At 42.3% G+C, this 21,278-nt stretch carries 20 protein-coding genes; all 20 read left to right on the top strand.

Annotated elements, in window-relative coordinates; all coding sequences use genetic code 11:
- The first annotated feature begins 9 nt into the window (after positions 1–9).
- Positions 10–1,227, top strand: a complete 1,218-nt coding sequence (gene dapG / locus AC58P7_RS13645; protein ID WP_497343592.1) for an aspartate kinase — start codon at positions 10–12, stop codon at positions 1,225–1,227.
- 26 nt (positions 1,228–1,253) lie between these two features.
- Positions 1,254–2,117, top strand: coding sequence for a 4-hydroxy-tetrahydrodipicolinate synthase (dapA, locus tag AC58P7_RS13650; protein ID WP_497343594.1), 864 nt, complete (start codon positions 1,254–1,256; stop codon positions 2,115–2,117).
- A gap of 171 nt (positions 2,118–2,288) precedes the next feature.
- Positions 2,289–3,965, top strand: a complete 1,677-nt coding sequence (locus AC58P7_RS13655; protein ID WP_497343596.1) for a ribonuclease J — start codon at positions 2,289–2,291, stop codon at positions 3,963–3,965.
- A 172-nt stretch (positions 3,966–4,137) separates the two neighbouring features.
- Positions 4,138–4,872 (top strand): ClpP family protease, encoded by a 735-nt coding sequence (locus AC58P7_RS13660; protein ID WP_497343598.1) that lies wholly within the window; start codon positions 4,138–4,140, stop codon positions 4,870–4,872.
- Positions 4,869–5,108, top strand: a complete 240-nt coding sequence (locus tag AC58P7_RS13665) for a YlzJ-like family protein (RefSeq protein WP_497343600.1) — start codon at positions 4,869–4,871, stop codon at positions 5,106–5,108. The genes AC58P7_RS13660 and AC58P7_RS13665 overlap by 4 nt, the downstream gene beginning before the upstream one ends.
- 63 nt (positions 5,109–5,171) lie before the next feature.
- Positions 5,172–7,736 carry a DNA translocase FtsK gene (locus tag AC58P7_RS13670; RefSeq protein WP_497343602.1) on the top strand — a complete coding sequence of 855 codons (2,565 nt, stop codon included), beginning with the start codon at positions 5,172–5,174 and terminating at the stop codon, positions 7,734–7,736.
- 116 nt (positions 7,737–7,852) lie between these two features.
- A complete protein-coding gene (sleB, locus tag AC58P7_RS13675) occupies positions 7,853–8,638 on the top strand; it encodes a spore cortex-lytic enzyme (protein ID WP_497343604.1) in 786 nt (261 codons plus the stop codon).
- Positions 8,639–8,739: 101 nt separating this feature from the next.
- The gene (yfmF, locus tag AC58P7_RS13680) at positions 8,740–10,020 is read left to right on the top strand and encodes an EF-P 5-aminopentanol modification-associated protein YfmF (RefSeq protein ID WP_497343606.1); all 1,281 of its coding nucleotides are present in this window, start codon (positions 8,740–8,742) and stop codon (positions 10,018–10,020) included.
- A gap of 3 nt (positions 10,021–10,023) precedes the next feature.
- Positions 10,024–11,313: an EF-P 5-aminopentanol modification-associated protein YfmH gene (gene yfmH / locus AC58P7_RS13685; protein WP_497343608.1), complete on the top strand. Its 1,290-nt coding sequence runs from the start codon at positions 10,024–10,026 to the stop codon at positions 11,311–11,313.
- On the top strand, positions 11,310–12,065 hold the full coding sequence (gene ymfI / locus AC58P7_RS13690) for an elongation factor P 5-aminopentanone reductase (protein ID WP_497343610.1): 756 nt from the start codon (positions 11,310–11,312) through the stop codon (positions 12,063–12,065). Before yfmH ends, ymfI begins: the two co-directional genes overlap by 4 nt.
- 105 nt (positions 12,066–12,170) lie before the next feature.
- A complete protein-coding gene (locus tag AC58P7_RS13695) occupies positions 12,171–12,422 on the top strand; it encodes a DUF3243 domain-containing protein (protein WP_497343612.1) in 252 nt (83 codons plus the stop codon).
- 60 nt (positions 12,423–12,482) lie between these two features.
- The gene (locus AC58P7_RS13700) at positions 12,483–13,364 is read left to right on the top strand and encodes a hypothetical protein (protein ID WP_497343614.1); all 882 of its coding nucleotides are present in this window, start codon (positions 12,483–12,485) and stop codon (positions 13,362–13,364) included.
- 88 nt (positions 13,365–13,452) lie between these two features.
- Positions 13,453–14,250 (top strand): DUF3388 domain-containing protein, encoded by a 798-nt coding sequence (locus AC58P7_RS13705; RefSeq protein WP_436236112.1) that lies wholly within the window; start codon positions 13,453–13,455, stop codon positions 14,248–14,250.
- Between the two features lie 51 nt (positions 14,251–14,301).
- Positions 14,302–15,177 carry a helix-turn-helix domain-containing protein gene (locus tag AC58P7_RS13710; RefSeq protein WP_497343616.1) on the top strand — a complete coding sequence of 292 codons (876 nt, stop codon included), beginning with the start codon at positions 14,302–14,304 and terminating at the stop codon, positions 15,175–15,177.
- 146 nt (positions 15,178–15,323) lie between these two features.
- The gene (locus AC58P7_RS13715) at positions 15,324–15,815 is read left to right on the top strand and encodes a YajQ family cyclic di-GMP-binding protein (RefSeq protein WP_065853810.1); all 492 of its coding nucleotides are present in this window, start codon (positions 15,324–15,326) and stop codon (positions 15,813–15,815) included.
- Positions 15,816–15,943: 128 nt separating this feature from the next.
- Positions 15,944–17,272: a 30S ribosomal protein S12 methylthiotransferase RimO gene (rimO, locus tag AC58P7_RS13720; RefSeq protein ID WP_497343618.1), complete on the top strand. Its 1,329-nt coding sequence runs from the start codon at positions 15,944–15,946 to the stop codon at positions 17,270–17,272.
- The gene (gene pgsA / locus AC58P7_RS13725; RefSeq protein ID WP_441991994.1) at positions 17,269–17,853 is read left to right on the top strand and encodes a CDP-diacylglycerol--glycerol-3-phosphate 3-phosphatidyltransferase; all 585 of its coding nucleotides are present in this window, start codon (positions 17,269–17,271) and stop codon (positions 17,851–17,853) included. Before rimO ends, pgsA begins: the two co-directional genes overlap by 4 nt.
- A 115-nt stretch (positions 17,854–17,968) precedes the next feature.
- Positions 17,969–19,219, top strand: a complete 1,251-nt coding sequence (locus AC58P7_RS13730) for a competence/damage-inducible protein A (protein ID WP_497343620.1) — start codon at positions 17,969–17,971, stop codon at positions 19,217–19,219.
- A gap of 170 nt (positions 19,220–19,389) precedes the next feature.
- The gene (gene recA, locus AC58P7_RS13735) at positions 19,390–20,433 is read left to right on the top strand and encodes a recombinase RecA (RefSeq protein ID WP_436236116.1); all 1,044 of its coding nucleotides are present in this window, start codon (positions 19,390–19,392) and stop codon (positions 20,431–20,433) included.
- 77 nt (positions 20,434–20,510) lie between these two features.
- On the top strand, positions 20,511–21,212 hold the full coding sequence (locus AC58P7_RS13740; RefSeq protein ID WP_497343622.1) for a regulatory protein RecX: 702 nt from the start codon (positions 20,511–20,513) through the stop codon (positions 21,210–21,212).
- Positions 21,213–21,278 lie beyond the last annotated feature (66 nt).

The raw sequence follows: 21,278 nt of genomic DNA on the forward strand, positions 1-21,278 counted from the left end.
GGGACACTCATGCGAATTCTTGTCCAAAAATTCGGAGGTACTTCGCTTTCCACCGCACAGGCTAGAGATCATGTTATTGGACATATTCAAGATGCACTAATCCAACATTACAAATTAGTTGTTGTCGTATCTGCGATGGGAAGAAAAGGGGAACCCTATGCGACTGACACGCTCCTGGACCTCATTCGTAAGAACGGGGAGGGGCTGCCCTCGCGGGAACTCGATATGTTGATGGGCTGCGGAGAACTAATATCTGCGGTACTTTTGTGTAGTCTGTTACACAAAACAGGTATCCGTGCTACAGTTTTGACAGGTGGGCAAGCTGGTCTGATCACGAATGAAAATCATGGCAACGCGCAAATTATTGCGATGAAGCCCAATCGGATCCTTGAATTATTAGAACAAGACCAAGTTGTCATTGTCACGGGGTTTCAAGGTAAAACAAGCAGTGATGAGTTAACAACGCTAGGCCGCGGTGGCAGTGATACATCAGCAACTGCACTTGGTGCTGCACTCAAAGCAGAAATTGTGGATATTTTCACTGATGTTAATGGTATTTTGACAGCGGATCCAAGAATCGTAGAAGATGCAAAGCCATTACAACGCGTAAGCTTTACTGAGATTTGCAATATGGCACACAACGGTGCGAAGGTCATTCATCCTCGAGCTGTTGAAGTCGCTATGCAGGCAAATATCCCGATTCGTGTAAGGTCAACCTTCACCAAAGAAGAGGGTACGTTGGTCACAGCTTCTGACAACACAACATCAGAAATTAACCATGTTAAAGATCGCTTTGTTACGGGGATTGCTCATTTTACGAATATTACACAGATTCAGGTCGCTGCCGTTGAAGGTGAATTCGATCTTCAGCTTCGAGTATTCAAAACCATGGCGCAGCATCAGATTAGTGTTGATTTTATTAACGTGAACCCTTCAGGCGTTGTATATACTGTTTTCGATCATGAAGCTGAACGTGCTGTTCAATTGCTCAAAGCTCAGGGTTATGAGCCTAAGTTCACGAGCGGCTGTGCGAAGGTATCTGTGATTGGCGGAGGTATGAATGGCGTTCCTGGCATTATGGCACATATTGTTGAAGCGTTGACCGTGGAGGATATCCGAATTCTGCAATCTGCTGATTCGAACACCACAATTTGGGTGCTTGTGCAAGGTATGGATATGATTAAGTCCGTTCGAGCACTTCATCGAAAATTTAATTTATATAAATGAAAATGTGAAAGTCAGGAGGCGTACCAGTGAGTTTTGGGAGAGTAGTCACAGCGATGGTTACACCGTTTGACGAGCAGTTGCAAGTCAATTGGGAACAAGTAGAACCACTTATTAACTATTTAATTGAAGAACAACATTCGAATAGCCTAGTGATCTGTGGAACGACAGGGGAATCGCCAACTTTATCAGAGGATGAAAAGCTGAGACTTATTGAGCTTTCCGTTCGTGTTGCAGCTGGTCGTTGCAAAATCATTGCAGGTACTGGTAGTAACGACACCGCACATACAATCGCTTTTTCTCGTAAAGTTGAGAAACTTGGTGTTGATGCTTTACTTCTCGTTGCCCCTTATTACAATCGTCCGTCTCAGGAAGGGTTGTACCAACATTTTAAAGCGATTGCTGAGGCTGTTGGGGCTCCAGTTGTGCTTTATAATGTTCCTGGTCGAGCTGGTGTTAACTTGGATGCTGACACAACGATTCGTCTTTCCAAGATTCCGAATATCGTGGCAACCAAAGATTGCTCGAATACGGATCAAATGACGCGTATTCTTACGCATGCAGCTCCTAATTTCCTCGTTTATAGTGGAGATGATAGCAATACATTGCCAGCCCTAGCTATTGGCTGCGAAGGAATTATCAGTGTAGCGAGTCATGTGATTGGAAAAGAAATGCAAACTATGATAAAGTATTACTTAGAAGGCAACATTCAGCAAGCTGCAGCGCTTCATCGTAAGCTTCATCCTGTTTTTACTGGCATTTTTTGTGCACCGAGCCCTGCGCCAATTAAGCATGCTCTTGCACTCAAGGGCATTGAAACAGGTAGCGTTCGACTTCCGTTAGTTCCTGTATCCGAGCAAGAAGGTCAATTCATTCAATCACTTTTTGTATGATCATGCCTAATGAATCGGTGCTTCCGGCATCGGTTTTCTTTTTTTGGGAAATCTAAACGTATTCAGTATTAACTTGTATTTGCTGTTTTTTTTCATGTATAATGGTTGCAAGTGACTAGTTCGGTTTTTTCATTTAAAATTCGTCGTCCAATCTATGAAGGAGGTATATTCTTGTCCAAAAAAAATATTGATAAACTTTTGATCTTCGCTCTTGGCGGCGTGGGCGAAATCGGAAAAAATATGTATTGCGTTCAGTATGCGAACGATATTATCGTCATTGACAGTGGTTTGAAATTTCCAGAGGAGGACATGCTCGGAATTGACATTGTCATCCCTGATATCGGGTACTTAACAGAGAATCGGGATAAAGTACGCGGCATTATCATCACCCATGGCCATGAAGATCACATTGGTGGCTTACCTTACGTGCTTAAACACCTTAATGTTCCCCTCTATGCAACGAAATTAACGATGGGACTTATTGAAGCCAAGCTGAAGGAAGCTAATTTGCTCGGAACGACGAACCGAATTCTAATTAATTCGGAGTCCGTACTTCCTCTTGGCGCACTTACGGCAACTTTCTTCAAAACTAATCACAGTATCCCAGATTCAGTGGGTGTCGCACTTGATACACCAGAAGGTGTTGTTGTTCATACAGGAGACTTTAAGTTTGACCAAACTCCAGTGAATGAACAATACGCTGATTTGCATCGTATGGCTGAGATCGGAAAGAAAGGCGTACTTGCCTTACTTTCAGACAGTACGAATGCAGAACGTCCTGGCTACACGGGCTCTGAGCGCGGTGTAGGTATTGAGATTGAAGAAGTGTTCCGTAAAGCGAAGCAAAGAGTTGTCATTGCGACTTTTGCATCGAATATTCACCGTGTTCAACAGGTGTTTGATGCAGCAGCTGCAACGAATCGCAAAGTAACAGTAATTGGCCGCAGTATGGTGAACGTGGTTTCGATTGCTAGCGAATTAGGCTACTTGCACATTCCAGATGGCATGTTGATTGAACCTGAGGAAGTGAACAAGCTTGCAGCTGATCGTGTGGTTATCCTTTCCACGGGAAGTCAAGGCGAGCCAATGTCGGCTCTTACAAGAATGGCGCGTTCAACCCATCGTAAAATTGATATTTTACCTGGAGATACAGTCATTATTGCGGCAACTCCGATTCCAGGAAATGAGCGTTATGTAGGCAGAACGGTTGATGAACTTATGCGCATCGGTGCCCACGTGATTTACGGACCAGGTTCTGTGACTGGTGTTCACGTTTCTGGTCACGGTAGTCAGGAAGAATTGAAGCTTATGCTAAACCTGATGAAGCCGAAATACTTTATTCCTATTCATGGCGAATATCGCATGCTGCGTCAACATGCCATTCTTGCCGAGTCTGTCGGCATTCCTAAAGAAGATATTTTTATGTGCGATATTGGTGACACGGTCGAAATCCAAAATGGTGCTGCTCGCAAAGGATCGAAAGTTCAAAGCGGTAACATCCTAATTGATGGACTAGGTGTTGGGGATGTAGGCAATATTGTATTGCGTGACCGTAAATTACTGTCGCAAGACGGAATTCTAGTTGTCGTGGTTACACTAAGTAAACAAGATGGCAAAATTTTGTCAGGCCCAGATATTATTTCACGCGGATTTGTTTATGTTCGTGAATCCGAAGGACTCCTTGAAGAAGCCAATCGTATCGTAACAAATACGTTAACTAAACTTATGAATGAAAATGTAAATGAATGGGCATCTTTAAAAACGAATGTGAAAGATGTTCTCGGACGCTTTTTATATGAACAAACCAGAAGAAGACCAATGATTCTTCCTATTATTATGGAAGTTTAGGTACTCGAACAAGTCACTTGAGCCTATGCAAATAGTAAAGCTCTCTCCACATGGAGGGAGCTTTTTCTTGTTCTCGAAAAGTAAGTATGCATGAAAGTATACAAGTTTATTCATACTATGGGAGATATTGAACGACTTGTCTTTGAAGCATAATTTGAAAGGGGATTTTTAAGTGGCATCAGCACCAGGCGCGAAAGAGCAAGAACAGGGATCAGAGGAAGCCAAGAAAAATGCCGTTCTCGAAAATATTCAGCAATTAGGTCAAACCAACACTGTCTCTGGCGAATCGAATATTTTTTGTCTAACCATTATCGGTCAGGTAGAGGGTCATATTGTGCTACCACCTCAGAATAAAACAACCAAATATGAACATCTAATTCCTCAATTAGTTGCTGCGGAGCAGAATCCCAAAATTGAAGGTGTTATGATCATTTTGAACACGGTTGGTGGGGATGTTGAGGCGGGTCTTGCTATTGCTGAAATGATTGCGACGTTGTCCAAACCGACAATTGCATTAGTTTTAGGGGGCGGACATAGCATCGGTGTTCCCATTGCGGTCTCTGCTGACTATTCGATCATCGCCGAAACCGCAACGATGACGATCCACCCCATTCGTTTGAACGGTTTGGTCATTGGTGTACCGCAAACCTTTGAATATTTGGATAAAATGCAAGAGCGGGTGGTCAGATTCGTAACTAAACATTCTAACGTAACAGAAGAGAAGTTTAAAGAGCTTATGTTTAAGACAGGTGAACTTACCAGAGATATCGGCACAACGGTGATTGGGATCGACGCAGTTAAATATGGATTAATCAATCAAGTGGGGGGTATCGGTGACGCTATTAAGGAGTTGAACAGTCGTATTGAAGCGAAGAAAGCTGCAAATACGGGGGGGCTTGTTCAATGATTCATTATTCCGTGGTTCCCATGGAAGTCATATTTGATGGATTCGATTCTTTTGCTCCCCAATATGTAGATATAGAGCAGGATGGATTCATGATGCAAATTGAGCCTTTAAGTGGCTATCAAGCACGTATTGTAAGGCTATATAGTTGTAATCCTCAGGACTATTTGAATGAACAATATGCCCCAGGAAACATCATTACCTACCGTCCTCAGATTGAGACAATTTCAACTCGGTAAGTCGTGTTCCCGTATCTTCCCTCAAGTCAATTATGGTATAATGTGGACTTGGGGGTGACAATCTTGGCGAAACGCAGGAAAAAGACAAAGGCTGTAAAAACGAGCTTGTTATTCGAACTATACGGAATCCTCATCTTGATTTTCTCTGTCATCGCTCTTGCACATCAAGGGCATGTGGGAAATTCATTGATTTATTTGTTTCGTTTTTTTGTGGGAACTTGGTATTCACTCATACCTCTCATATTCATTTATGTGGCTTTATATGCCATGATCAAAAGGGCATGGCCGCAAATGGTAACCCCCAAAAAAGCAGGGATCTTGTTATTCATTCTTGGATTATTGATTAAGAATCATATTGATTTATTCGCTCAGCTATATCCAGGAAACGATTTTACTTCAGGCAAAGTGATCTCTTCGACATGGTCAGCAATGTTAGAGGGCTTACATCCAACGGAAGCTGGAAGAGTATCTCTTGAACACGGTATCGGTGGTGGAATGGTAGGCGCATTCTTATATAGCATTCTCTATTTCCTATTTGATTACCTAGGTGCAAGATTAATCCAATATATGCTTTTTGTTATGGGTTTTATTCTAGCTACGGGTGTGTCCTATGTGGATCTAGGGAATATTGTGAAGGGTCGATTTAGCAATGTAGGGCAAAATTTTAAAGACAGAATGAAAGAATGGCTGCAAGACAGAGAAGGACGACAACCAGAAGCAGCTACAGCAGGGAACATCCCAACGAGAGCGAAAAAGACGACGTATGTACCGGTAGATGATGAATTTGATGAAGAGGTTTTCCAACCTGTGAAACGGACGAAGAAAACACCTTTGTTTATGGAACTACTACGACCAATTAAGGAAAACCGCAAGAAGTCAGCAGCTAGAGATCGAGATGAGATGGACGATAACGATAACTCGTCAGACTCTGAAGCTGATGCAGTACGAGAGGAAGTTGTCTATACGAACACGACCCATCCTTCTGATGAAACCATACATACGCCAATTGAACAGCCAGGTGCGCCTATTATACGAGATTTTCAAGAGCAGGTTATTCAAGAAGCACAGCAGACAGTTAGACCCTCAACTCCTGTAGCATCCAATGTTACAACTACAACATCAATCGCTTCGACAGGAGCTGAACCCGATTCGAATGAACCTGTAACGCTTGAGTTTCAAGAAGATGCCCCTGTCATCGCATCGCGTCCATACGAAATACCTTCCCTTGATTTATTGGCTAGACCGGCATTAGGTAAGGGAAGTGAGATGGCGGACTATAAGGCTAATGCAAGGAAGCTCGAAGCCACGTTAGAAAGCTTTGGAGTCCGTGCTAAGGTCCTTGAAGTAGTAAGAGGTCCTGCTGTAACTCGTTATGAAATTCAACCCGATGTAGGGGTGAAGGTAAGTAGAATCGTTTCGTTGACTGATGATATCGCACTGGCACTAGCGGCGAAAGACATCCGGATGGAGGCTCCAATTCCAGGGAAATCTGCGATAGGTATCGAAGTACCTAACTTGGAAGTATCCATTGTTACCATGCGTGAGGTCATGGAAACGTCTGCTTTTCAAGAGTCTAGCTCGCGCTTATCGGTAGTACTGGGTCGAGATATTTCCGGTCAACCGATTGTTGGCAATCTGGCCAGAATGCCGCATTTACTTGTTGCGGGTGCAACAGGATCAGGTAAATCGGTATGTATCAACGGGATTATTACGAGTATTTTGTATAAAGCCAAACCCAATGAAGTGAAGTTCTTGATGATCGATCCGAAGATGGTTGAGTTGAACGTGTATAATGGGATTCCACATCTATTAGCACCGGTTGTAACGGATCCACGGCGAGCATCCTTGGCTCTTAAGAAAATCGTTGTCGAGATGGAGAAGCGCTATGAGTTATTCTCCAAGAGCGGTACGCGGAATATTGAAGGCTATAACGCTTTGTTGGTAGAGAGTGGCACATCGGCACCGCTGCCATACTATGTGATTATCGTAGATGAGTTAGCAGACTTAATGATGGTTGCAGCCAATGATGTCGAAGATTCAATCTGCCGTCTTGCTCAGATGGCTCGGGCAGCTGGCATTCACTTAATTATTGCAACGCAACGTCCGTCTGTTGATGTTATTACAGGCGTTATCAAGGCCAACATTCCTTCCCGTATTGCTTTTGGCGTATCGTCGCAAGTAGATTCACGGACGATTTTGGATATGGTTGGCGCTGAGAAGCTCTTAGGCCGAGGTGATATGCTTTATTTGCCAGTGGGTGCATCTAAGCCAGTTCGTGTTCAAGGCGCATTCCTTTCCGATGGAGAGGTTGAACAGGTTGTAGGCTTCGTTCGTACACAAGAACAAGCCAACTATCGCGAGGAACTAGTGCCACAGGTTGAGGAAATGCCGGAGCAGCAGAATGAATTTGAGGACGAGCTATACGATCAAGCTGTTCAAATTGTGTTAGAAGCGAAGCAAGCTTCCGTTTCACTGCTTCAACGGCGTATGAGAGTCGGCTATACACGTGCGGCCAGACTTGTCGATGCCATGGAAGCCAAAGGGGTTGTAGGCCCCTACGAAGGCAGTAAACCGCGTGAAGTACTTCTTTCCCTTGAACAGTATCATCATAATCGGATTAGCTCCTAATCCAATTAGACAAACACTCTCCGATGGAGAGTGTTTTTATTTGCATAATCATTGACTCGCTTTCTCATAATAAGCAAGAAAAGGCTGTAATTTGAAAAGTGAGGTTGAGAAGGGGAATGAATAAACGACTAATTGTCATTACATTTTGTATCGTCTTTGTCTTGGTAGTTTCTTTTCAATTGAAGGGAAGGTTTAATCCGCCTGTTGAAGAAACGTTTAGTAAGAATGAAGTGCGCTATGGTGCCACTGGTTCAGATGTGAATGAACTTCAAGGCAGATTGAAATTCATCGGCTTTTATAACGGCAGTATAGATGGCGACTATGGCTATAAGACCTTAACAGCCGTGAAACGATTCCAAGGTGAATTTGGGATGAAGGTGGATGGCATTGTTGGCCCTAAAACCAAGCTGAAACTTTGGGAAGCAACGAAGAACTGGAGACCTACAGCACCTGAGACAGCTTCAAATAATCAAGGTGGGAATAATCAAGCAACTGAAGGTGCAGATCAGAAGCCCGCTAATCTAACTCCCTCTAATAATCTTGGATATTCCGATCAAGATATTAATCTAATGGCCAATGCGGTAAATGGAGAAGCACGTGGTGAGCCTTATGTTGGACAAGTCGCTGTAGCAGCTGTGATTTTAAATCGCGTAAAATCGGCCAGTTTTCCGAATACAATCTCTGGTGTTATCTTTCAGCCTGGTGCTTTCACAGCCGTAGCCGATGGCCAGATTTGGTTAACACCAAATGAATCATCGAAAAAAGCGGTTAAGGACGCTTTAAATGGATGGGACCCGACTGGAGGATGTATTTACTACTTCAATCCAGCAACGGCTACGTCCAAATGGATTTGGACTAGAAAGCAAGTTAAAAATATCGGTAAACATATTTTCTGTGTTTAATTTAGGATTGGACAAGGAGAAGGAACCAGCATTGGTTGCTTCTCCTCTTCGTATAGGAATATAATGGATTTATTACACGGACATAGAAGGGAGACTGACCTTTGAAGCCTAATCAATTTGAGCGCAGCACTTGGAAGCATATCCGAATGCATGTTTTGCCGACAGACCGTTTCAAAACATTTGCTATTTCCGTATACATAGGCCGTCAATTAGATGAGGAGACGGTCACGAGTACCGCACTTACACCATTTATCCTTCGGAGGGGTACTGAACTGCGTCCTGAGACGAAGCAATTTCGAGAGTATTTGGATGATTTGTACGGTGCTGGTTTCGGGTTTGATATTTATAAGCGCGGTGATTACCAAATCGTTCAGTTACGAATGGACATCATTAATGATCGCTTCGTGAAATCAGCTGACTCCTTACTGAAGCAGGGGCTTAATTTTGTTGGTGAGACGTTAACGCGTCCAGCATTAGAAGATCAGCATTTTCGCACCAAATATGTAGATGCAGAAAAGCAAACCCTTCGTAAACGAATTGAATCCGTCATCAACGATAAAATCCGCTATGCTGCTGAGCGTTGTATGGAAGAGATGTGTAGTGGTGAGCCTTATCGACTTCATCCTTTAGGTAAAATTGAAGACCTTGACGGAATGAATCCGCAGCAACTTTACGAACAATATAAAGAGTGGCTTCAAACATCACCAATGGACATTTATGTCGTGGGGAACACAACGCTTAGTGAAGTAGAAGAAATTGTGAAGCAATCCTTCACGATCGAGCGAAGTGCTGATGTGAGTTATGTCACATCGGCGCCGCGCGGCCTTATTGGCGATGTGAAAACAATCGTTGAACGTTTAGATGTTAATCAAGGCAAGTTGAATATGGGACTACGCACGAACATTTCTTACAGCGATGATCAATACCCAGTTGCACTCATGTATAACGGGGTTCTGGGTGGATATCCGCATTCCAAACTATTTACGAATGTTCGTGAGAAAGCGAGTCTCGCGTATTATGCTTCTTCTCGTTTTGATGGACATAAAGGTATTCTAACGATTCAATCGGGTATCGAGATGGCCAACTATGAGAAAGCCGTTGACATCATACGTAAACAACTGAAAGCGATGGAACAAGGGGAAATAACCGATATTGAATGGAGTCAAACCAGAGCCATGATCTCCAATCAATTACGTGAGATACAAGACTCCGCGTTTGAGTTGATCTCGTTTGATTTTAATGCCATATTGTCTGGCAAAGAACGAACCGTTTCAGGCTTGATTTCAGCTGTCGAGCAAGTTGACATTCCTGCCATTGCAGAAGCGGCCAAACGAGTTCAATTGGACACGATATACTTTTTACGGGATCAGAAGGGGGAGTAGACCATGCAGAGTATTCCATATCCACATCTCGGTGAAACCATTTATCATGAAAAGCTTGGTAATGGGCTGCATGTGTTTGTGTTACCCAAAGAAGGTTTCCAGAAAACGTATGCAACCTTTACAACCCAATATGGCTCTATCGACAACCATTTTCAAGTGCAAGGCAAAGAAGCCGTCCGTGTGCCTGATGGCATTGCGCATTTCTTAGAGCACAAAATGTTTGAAGAACCAGAAGGTGACATTTTTGCAACGTTCGCTACGAATGGTGCATCGGCCAATGCCTTTACAAGCTTTGATCGGACGGCCTATTTATTCTCATCGACAGATCGCTATTTAGAAAACTTAACGACATTAATTAATTTCGTGCAAAACCCATATTTTACAGATGAGAATGTGGAAAAGGAAAAAGGGATTATCGGGCAAGAAATAAAAATGTACGAGGATAACGCCGACTGGAGAAGTTATTACGGCTTAATTGAATCCTTGTATGCCAAGCATCCTATCCATATTGATATTGCGGGAACTGTTGCGTCTATTGCCGAAATTACCAAGGAAACCTTATATGAATGTTATTACACGTTCTATCATCCAAGCAATATGAGTTTGTTCGTTGTCGGGGGAGTAGATCCGCAAGAGGTTATTTCCTTAGTAAAAGAAAATCAAGCAGCCAAAACCTTTCCGCCGCAAGGTGATATCCAAAGGTTTTTCCCTGAAGAGCCCGTTGATGTCAAGGAAGCGCGCAGGCTTATGTTACTTCCGGTTTCTTTACCGAAATGCTTAATGGGGTTTAAGGAAGCCGCCCCATCGGTCACGGGTAAGCCCTTACTAGTAAGAGAGTTGACGACGAAATTAATGTTAGATATCCTATTTAGTTCCAGTTCGGATATTTATCAATTGCTTTATGATGATCAGCTTATCTCTGATAATTTTGGTCATGAGTATAACTGCAGTGACGGCTATGCCTTTTCCATTGTTGGGGGAGATACCAAGGACCCTGATCAGCTGATCGCTAGAATTCGTGAAGAAGTTGAAAAAAGAAAAGGAGCTGGACTCGATGAGGTTACGTTTGAACGTAGCCGGAAGAAAAAAATTGGTAGTTTCCTACGCATGATGAATTCACCTGAATCGATTGCTAATGAATACACGAAATATCGATTTAAAGGGATTGACCTCTTTGATATTTTGCCGGTATATGAGCAGCTAACCCTAGAAGATGTGAATCGTCGATTCCGGGAGCATTTTGATTGGAGTAAGCTGGCTGTTTCCATCGTACAGAGTCGTGAACCATCGTGAATGCTGTAAAGCCCTTTAGTGAACAAACTGTGCTTATTACGGGAGCTAGCAGAGGTATCGGAGCTGCAATTGCGCAGCGTTTCGCCGCGGTAGGCATGCAGATTGTCATTCATTATCGCGATTCACATGAAGCAGCCAATGAAATTGCCCGATCTTGCATGAAGCAAGGGGCAAAAGTATTAACAGTATCTGCGGATATTCAATCGCATGAGCAGATTCTCAAAATGAGAGATAAGCTGGAGCAAATGAATATGATACCAGACATTGTCGTGAATAATGCAGGTATATCCCATTATGGGATGCTTTCTGATGTAAGTGAAGATGACTGGGATCGTGTGATGAATGTCAATTTGAAGGGCTCCTTTCTTTGTACACAAGCGTTCATGGCAGCTATGGTTAGGCAAAAATACGGACGCATTATCAATGTCTCTTCGATTTGGGGGATATCAGGCGCTTCATGCGAGGTTTTATATTCAACAGCCAAGGGTGGGTTAAATGCCTTCACGAAGGCTCTGGCAAAAGAACTTGCTCCATCAGGTGTTACGGTGAATGCCGTAGCGCCTGGAGCAGTTCAGACGGATATGATGGCTGGCTTTCAGACAGAAGAAATCGATGCCATTACCAATGAAATTCCCGTTGGTCGGCTTGCTTCTCCGCATGAAGTGGCGTCACTTGTTTATTTTCTGGCCTTGCCTGAATCTGGCTATATTACCGGTCAAATCATCTCTCCAAATGGAGGCTGGCTTACTTAATGACAAGTCGTTAGTGGTAAAGAAGTCCACGCATAATTCCTTTTTGAGAAGCGCATATTACGTATGTAATGACCATTTCTCATAACTCAAAGGAGGCTTCTTACAATGGCTACTGTACTTAAGGTGTTCGACAAATGGAAAGAATTTTTGGCTGAACGCGTGAGTCAGGCTGGACATGCGGGGATGAGTGATGAAACCATCTCAAAGCTCGCTTTTCAAATTGGGGAGTTTTTGGCAGACAAGGTTGACCCTCAAAATGAGCAAGAACGAGTTCTCAAAGAGTTGTGGGATGCAGGGGATGAGCAGGAAAAGCATGCGCTTGCCCGTCTCATGGTAAAATTAGTAGACAAAGGTTAATAACCGTTTTACAATTCAATAGGGTATGTTGTGAAAGCCTCCTCTTTCGGAGGCTTTTGCATGCTTTATAAGCTGGAAAGGAATTATCACTGTATGCATAAGAAAAGTTTCTTACTCATTTTAATTCTATTATCTTCTTTAGTTGCTGGGTGCGGTAATCGTGGGATTCCCGTCATTAAACAAGAGCTGCTTGATCAGAAATTGTCCGTATTAATGCTATCGAGTGTGAGTTTAACGGATTCAGCGAAGACTGCTTTAGGACAAACACTTAAGAGTTGGCAAGATGCAAACTCTATCGCATATGATTGGGTGAAAGATTTGAATGCACTGGATGATGGTGTGGTTTCAAAACTGAAAACGAAATCATATGACTACATATATGTTGTTGGAAACGAACTGTTCCCTTCCGCAAATGAAACCATGATGTTAGGGCTTTCTTCGAGTAAATGGACCTTTGTACAAAGTCAGCCATTTGTGGAGGGCAAAGCAAATGCAGTGAATGAGCAGGCTTCCGTACTCCAAGTGGATACGCAACAGATGGAAACAATGAAAAACAAAGGTATTCAGGATCTCCTATATCAAAACGTAGCAATTGAATGGGTGACACGAAGTGACCGTCCAATTCCATCTGCGTGGGCTCCGTCAGAAGAAGCAGATCACATTGTATTATTGGATAACCCTCAGTGGTTTCAGCAATTAACATTTCAAATGAATCAACATCGTGCATCGTGGGTTATTTTTTACAGCCCCGTGGATGAAGCGCAACTGCAGAAAACGAAATCCCTAGGGGTGTCAGTTATGGACTTTTCGGGTGCATTAACAGCTGATCTCAATTGGACACAAATATTTGATAACCGACTTGTTATAATGAAATCGCACGCTTGGCAGAAAGGTATTCAAAATTACAATATACAAGAGCTAAAAGAACTAAAAATGAAATAATGTCGTTGTTCTTAGTTTTAGAGAAGGATTTTGACGGAATTTGTAGAAATTAATTAAAGGAACATCAAAAGTAAGTTCATGTACAGATATGTGTGACAGAGATGATGATGAGGTGGAAGAATTGGACGTTAAAGAATGGTATATGGAATACAAAATTCACAAGAACCGTCCCGGTTTATTAGGTGATATAGCTTCATTGATGGGGATGCTGGATATTAACATTGTGACGATTAATGGGGTTGAAGATCGCACTCGCGGCATGCTGCTTCAAACAAATGATGAAGAAAAAATTGATTTAATGGGTAAAATGTTGAGAAAAGTAGATAATATTACTATTACTGCATTGAGACCGCCTAAATTAGTTGATATTTTGGCTGTTCGTCACGGCAGATATATTGAACGCGATTCCGACGATCGCAAAACATTTCGCTTTACGCGAGACGAGCTAGGCTTGTTAGTTGACTTTCTTGGAGAAATTTTCAAGCGTGAAGGTAATCAAGTCGTTGGACTTCGCGGCATGCCACGAGTTGGTAAAACAGAGTCGATTATCGCTGGCAGCGTTTGTGCGAACAAACGTTGGACTTTCGTTTCCTCAACATTATTAAGACAAACCGTTCGCAGCCAACTTTCCGAGGATGAAATGGCTCCAAACAATGTATATATCATTGATGGAATTGTCTCTACTATTCGTTCAAATGAGAAGCACTACAGCCTCTTACAAGATATTATGGGTCTGCCTTCAACGAAGGTTATTGAGCATCCAGACATTTTTATTCGTGAATCGGAATACACCTATAATCACTTTGATTATATCATTGAGCTTCGGAATAGCCCGGATGAAGAAATTAACTATGATTCATTTACGTATACTTCCGAACCTTTTTGATCGTTCAAACGTCAATAACAGGATTCATAATTCCTTCGGGGAGGTGACCATATGTCTGACTTAGGTTATATTTTGCGCAAAACACGACAGGAAAAAAAGATCTCACTGGATGATCTTCAGGAAGTAACGAAGATCCGCAAACGCTATCTAGAAGCCATTGAAGAAGGAAACTACAAGGTGTTGCCTGGAAGTTTCTATGTCAGGGCTTTTATTAAAAGCTATGCGGAAGCTTTGGGGCTTGATCCGAATGAAGTTCTGAACATGTACCAGTCAACTCTTCCTGCCCCTACGATTGAGAAGCCTGTTGTCGAAGCCATTCGCAAAAATAGATCAAGCGTTCGTAATACAGAGAAGATGAGCCGCTGGGCTTCCAGTCTTATGTTTGTCTGTTTTATTCTTCTAATATTTGGGATCGTGTATTATTATACATATAAGAATTATAAGGGAACGCCTGCAGATGAGCAGCCAACGCAATCACAAGCGCCTCGGATCACAGACTCGACGAATCCTTCGCCGAGCTCATCCGTCAATGCTACGGGGGATGGTAAAGCGGCAGTTCTTGCTACACCAACACCGACACCAACTCCGACGCCTACGCCGCCAGCGGTGCAGGTTAAATTCAGCTCTAATGAAAAAGGTGTAGATAATTACATCATTACCGGAAGTCCGAATCTAAATATTCAATTTAAGATTACGGGTTCATGTTGGATAGCTGTTAATGCACTGACGCCTGAGGGCGAAAAGGGAGCATTGCTAAGACAGAAGCTGTATAATGTCGGCGATACGGATACATTTGATTTAACTAGCTCTGCTTACTTGAATGTTGGCGCAGCCAGCGCGTTACAGCTCATGGTCAATGGAACACTTGTCCCTGTAGGAGATACGCCTAACCCGAAGCGAGTACAGCTGAACTTGCAAAAAAGCTAGCAATTTGGCAGTTCCTGCGCTTTCCCGGGTAATGAAAATCGGTTGATAGGAAATATTCGAAGCCATATGGCGGTAGGATATTTCTTTTTTTATGCGTTCTTGCTATAATGCTAATGTAATTTGATGGAAGGGATGTTGGAATGTAGATGAGTACAGAGAGTTCATTCGATATTGTGTCCAAAGTGGATATGCAAGAACTAAACAACGCGATTCAACAAGCGGAGAAAGAGATTTTGACCCGCTTTGATTTTAAAGGAAGCAAAAGCAGTATCAAATTGGATAAGGATCAGCTTGTCGTCACATCGGATGATGAGTTTAAGCTCCAGAACGTTCTAGATATTATGCATGCAAAAATGACTAAACGGGGAATCTCGATTAAAAATCTAGAGTATTCCAAAGTTGAGCCAGCCGCTGGTTCTACGGTAAGACAGAAAATTAGCATGAAGCAAGGTGTCGATCAAGACAATTCGAAGAAAATTAACATATTAATTCGTGATTCCAAGTTGAAGGTTAAAACTCAAATCCAAGGCGATCAAATTCGTGTAACAGGCAAGAGCCGCGACGATTTACAAGCCGTAATTGCGCTACTTCGCAAAGCGGATATCCCTTTGGATTTGCAGTTTGTTAATATGAAATAAACGGGTAAAAGATTATATGAAGCAGAAAACCCCTTGGATGCAGGGGGTTTTTACATTTTGACACCCTATTGGGCTTGTATTATACTGGTAGGGAGTGTTTTTTAGGACTATTGGAGGTTGTTTCTTTCATGACAGAAAAGGTTAAAGTAGTTACTCTCGGATGTGAGAAGAATTTAGTTGATTCCGAGATTATGTCTGGCTTAATTCATGGCCGTGGTTTTCAACTTGTAGAGAATAAGGAAGATGCCACAGTCATTATCGTGAACACTTGCGGGTTCATTGATGCTGCAAAAGAGGAATCCGTAAATACAATTTTGGATATGGCAGAACTGAAACAAACAGCGAATCTAAAGGCACTTATTGTTTCAGGCTGTTTAACTCAACGATACAAAAAGCAGTTGATGGAAGAAATGCCTGAGATTGATGGCATTGTTGGTACGGGTGATTTTGATAAAATTAATCACATTGTAGACGAAGCGCTCAGAGGAAAGAAACCGGTTCTAGTAGGAAATCCGGTATTTAACTATGACGCGGACCTGCCTAGATTGATGACCACACCTCGTTATACGGCCTATGTGAAAATTGCTGAAGGCTGCGATAACGCATGCACATTCTGCTCCATTCCAATTATGCGTGGCAGCTTCAAAAGCAGAAGTATGGAATCCATCGTAGCTGAAGTTGCTAACCTTGCTTCACAAGGTGTGAAAGAAATCAGTTTGATCGCGCAAGATTCTACAAACTACGGAACAGATCTTTATGATGGCTTCATGCTTCCTACTTTGTTGAACAAAGTAAGTGAAGTTGAAGGCATTGAATGGGTGCGTCTACATTATGCATACCCAGGCTTCTTCAGTGATGAACTGATTGAAGTGATGGCTACGAATCCTAAAGTATGCAAATACATTGATATGCCTTTGCAACACAGTGAAGATTCGATTCTTAAACGGATGCGTAGACCAGGTCGCCAGAAAGATACACGCGAACTCGTTCGCAAAATTCGTGAATCTATTCCGGATGTTGCCCTACGTACGTCTCTTATTGTCGGTTTCCCAGGCGAAACAGAACAAGATTTTGAGAATTTAAAACAATTTGTGCGTGACGTTCAATTTGATCGTCTTGGTGTGTTTGCTTACTCCAAAGAAGATGATACACCTGCAGCAAGACTGCCGGATCAAGTGCCAGATGATGTTAAAGAATATCGTGCGAATGCCATTATGGAAATTCAACGTGAAATTTCGAATATCCGCGGCGGTCGCCGAATCGGACAAGAAATTGACGTGCTAATTGAAAGATATGATGGCAGAAGCGATGTATATATTGGCCGTTCCCAATTCGATGCACCAGAAATTGATGGTGAAGTGTTCGTATCGAATGCGAAATTGAATATCGGAGAGCTTGCCAAAGTCCGTATTACCCACTCCTATGAGTTTGACTTATCTGGGGAGGTAATTGCATGAACTTAGCTAACCGCATCACCGTAGCGAGAATTTTATTAGTACCCATCATCATGTTTTTTCTGTTGATTAAGGTAAAATTTCCTCAAATACGGATAGAGGAGTTTAGCATAACGTATAATCAAATTATTGCTGCTTTAATTTTTATTATTGCTGCTAGTACAGATAGTTTGGATGGTTACATTGCAAGGAAACGTAATCTTGTCACGAATTTAGGCAAGCTGCTTGATCCATTAGCGGACAAACTGCTTGTTACTGCTGTACTTGTTTCATTAGTAGAAATGGATAAAGTAGATGCTTGGATCGTTATTGTCATTATTAGCAGAGAGTGGGCAGTTACTGGACTTCGTCAAATTGCACTCTTAGAGGGTACTGTCATGGCGGCTAGCAAATGGGGTAAGGCGAAGACGGCTGCTCAAATTACAGCTATCATCGCTCTTCTTATTAATAATTTTCCATTTACGTTTCTAGATTTTCGCTTTGATGTCATAGCTAGTTGGGCAGCTGCAATTATTACCGTTTATTCAGGTGTGGAATATTTTGTGAAAAACAAACATGTCATCGATTTTTCGGAAAAGTCATAATAAGGCGACTTATTATTGGTTATTTCTAAGGACAATACAACCAACCTCTAAACGCGGTCGATCTTCACTGAACGATCACGCTAGAGGTTTTCTCATTTTAAGGAGGATTCGGTAGATGAAAGCAGAAATCATTGCGGTAGGAACTGAATTGTTACTTGGACAAATAGTGAATACGAATGCACAATTTTTATCGAGGGAATGTGCTGCACACGGCATTGATATTTACTTTCAAACGGTCGTCGGGGACAATGAACAGCGCTTATTAAACAGCTTGAAATTGGCTGCATCGAGAGCAGATGTTGTGATTTGTACGGGAGGACTCGGGCCTACGCAAGATGATCTGACCAAAGATGTATTAGCAGCATTTACGGGGCGTAATTTAATCATTCACGAACCCTCCATGGAGGCAATCACAACAATGTTTTCCTCACGAGGAATTCATATGGTAGAGAGTAATCGCCGTCAAGCCCTTATGCTAGAAGGTAGTGATCCCTTACATAATGATACAGGTTTAGCAGTAGGTAATGCACTCACATTCGAGGGTACTCATTTCGTTTTACTTCCAGGCCCACCTAAGGAAATGAAGCCGATGTTTACCAATTATGCTGTACCATGGCTTAAATCCTGGATGACAGATGAAGTTCCTTTATATTCGAAAATGTTGAAGTTTGCAGGCATTGGAGAGTCTAATTTGGAGCATCTGTTATTGGATTTAATTCAAGCTCAATCTGACCCTACAATTGCACCCTATGCCAAAGAGGGTGAGGTCACCATACGTTTAACAACGCGTGCACATACAGCTATAGAAGGCGAACAGAAATTACAAGCGACGAAAGCTGAAATTACGAATCGACTAGGAGAGTATCTCTACGCGGATCAAGATGTTCCGATCGAAACGATCGTCTTACAGTTGCTGGGTTCGAACAAGATGACACTTGCAGTGGCTGAGAGCTGTACAGGTGGTTTGTTAAGTGACTTAATAACGGCTGTACCGGGTAGTTCTCAATCTTTTCTAGGTGGAATTATCGTTTACTCAAACGCATTAAAACATAAGCTGCTTGGGGTACCGATGGATGTTTTGGAGGGAGAAGGTGCCCCAGGTGCTGTAAGCAGCGAGACAGCCATCATTTTAGCCGAACAGTTGCTTGTTAGGACTGGTAGCGACTTTGGGATTTCGGTGACCGGAGTGGCAGGTCCAAGCCCATCTGAAGGGAAGCCTGTAGGTCTTGTTTATGTTGGATTGGCACAAAAGCATGCGAAGACCGAAGTGTTTACTTTGCAGTTATCTGGCAATAGAGAGTTTATTAAACAACGAGCTGCTAAACATGCACTCTATCAATTGTGGAAACAGTTGAAAGAAAGCTAGAAATCTACTATAATCAAAATAGTGTAACGGAAGAACCGTAGCAAAGCGATAACTTTGTTACGGTTTTTTGTTTGTTCGCAATAAAAACGAATGTATGTTCGAAAAAATGCTTGGCAAACATGCCAAAACAAGTTATCATATACCTATAATGATAGAAGGAAGTGGTCGTTTTGTCAGATCGTCGTGCCGCACTTGATAATGCATTACGTCAAATTGAGAAACAGTTCGGAAAAGGCTCCATCATGAAGCTTGGAGAATCTACTCATATGCAAGTTGAAACGATCTCATCGGGTGCACTTGCCCTTGATATCGCGCTTGGAATAGGTGGATTTCCACGTGGAAGAATTATTGAAGTGTACGGCCCAGAGTCATCAGGTAAAACAACCGTTGCTCTACACGCTATTGCCGAAGTTCAAAGAGTGGGCGGACAAGCTGCCTTTATTGATGCGGAGCATGCGTTGGATCCTTCATATGCAAGTAAGCTTGGTATTAATATAGATGAACTTTTGCTTTCCCAACCAGATACAGGTGAGCAAGCACTCGAGATCGCGGAAGCACTTGTGCGCAGTGGCGCGGTAGATATTATTGTTATCGATTCCGTAGCAGCACTTGTACCAAAAGCGGAAATTGAAGGTGACATGGGGGATTCACACGTAGGTCTTCAAGCACGTTTGATGTCACAAGCTCTTCGTAAGCTGTCTGGTGCAATTAACAAATCCAAAGTTATCGCTATTTTCATCAATCAATTGCGTGAGAAGGTTGGCGTTATGTTTGGTAACCCTGAGACAACTCCGGGTGGTCGTGCCCTGAAGTTCTACTCTTCCGTTCGTTTGGATGTTCGTCGTATTGAGACAATCAAACAAGGGAATGACATGGTTGGTAACCGCACGAGAATTAAGGTCGTTAAGAATAAAGTAGCACCTCCGTTCAAACAAGCGGAAGTTGATATCATGTACGGCGAGGGAATCTCACGTGAAGGTAGTATTATTGATATCGGAACTGAGCTAGATATCGTGAATAAGAGCGGAGCTTGGTATTCGTATGAGGGAGAACGTCTAGGTCAGGGTCGTGAGAACGCAAAGCAATTCTTGAAAGATAACAAAGCGATCTCGGAAACAATTGAACTTAGAATTAGAGAAAACAGCAACTTGATCAAAGTAGTTGGTCCAAATACGGATGAAGAAGAAGATGAGTTGGAAACAGCTTTTGAATAAGTTTGAAGTATAGGACGGATGAAGCACCTTAACCTTGTGTTGGGGTGCTTTTTCTCCATTATTGGGGGTTTATAGAAATGAATCACGAAGAGGAACTAATACAGCAATTACAAGTGATAACCAAGGTAGAGAAGCAAAAACAAGGAAGGCATCGCTATAACATTTTTCTAAATGAGGAGTACGCATTTTCTGTACATGAGGATATTTTGATCAAGCATCGCTTGAACAAAGGTGAATCCTTATATCAACAAGCGATTGAAGCTATCATATTAGATGAAGAGCGGAATTTGGCTTATGTAAAGGCTCTTCATATGGTTGGAAGACGTCCTCATTCTCTATCAGAGGTAAAACGAAAACTGAAAGAAAAAGGATTCGAAGCACAAATAATTGAATGGGTTAGTGAGAAGCTTGTTGAAAACAAGTATATCAATGATGAAGAATTTGCGAAGATGTGGACAGACAATCGCGTGATTTCACAACGTAAAGGGCGTAACTTGATTCGACAAGAACTTCAGCAAAAAGGGATTCATCAAGATGTTGTTAAGAGTACGATGGATGCCATAAATCCCGAAGATGAGTATGTGGGAGCATTGAAAATTGCCAGAACCAAATGGAAGCAAACGTCAGGCAAGACGATGGATAGAAAGCGGAAGACTGCGGCATTTCTAATGCGAAGAGGTTATACAGGCGCTGTTGTGACTAAGGTCTTAGGGTTAATAAGCAGTGAATCCAGTGAAGAGGAGATAGAGTTTATAGAAGATGAATTCCAAGATATTTAATGTCGTTAATTAATTGTACATTTACTTAATGCTATTAACTATTTGAAGATCCGTTTTAGTCCTAAA

The sequence above is a fragment of the Paenibacillus sp. J22FR5 genome, assembly GCF_059691975.1.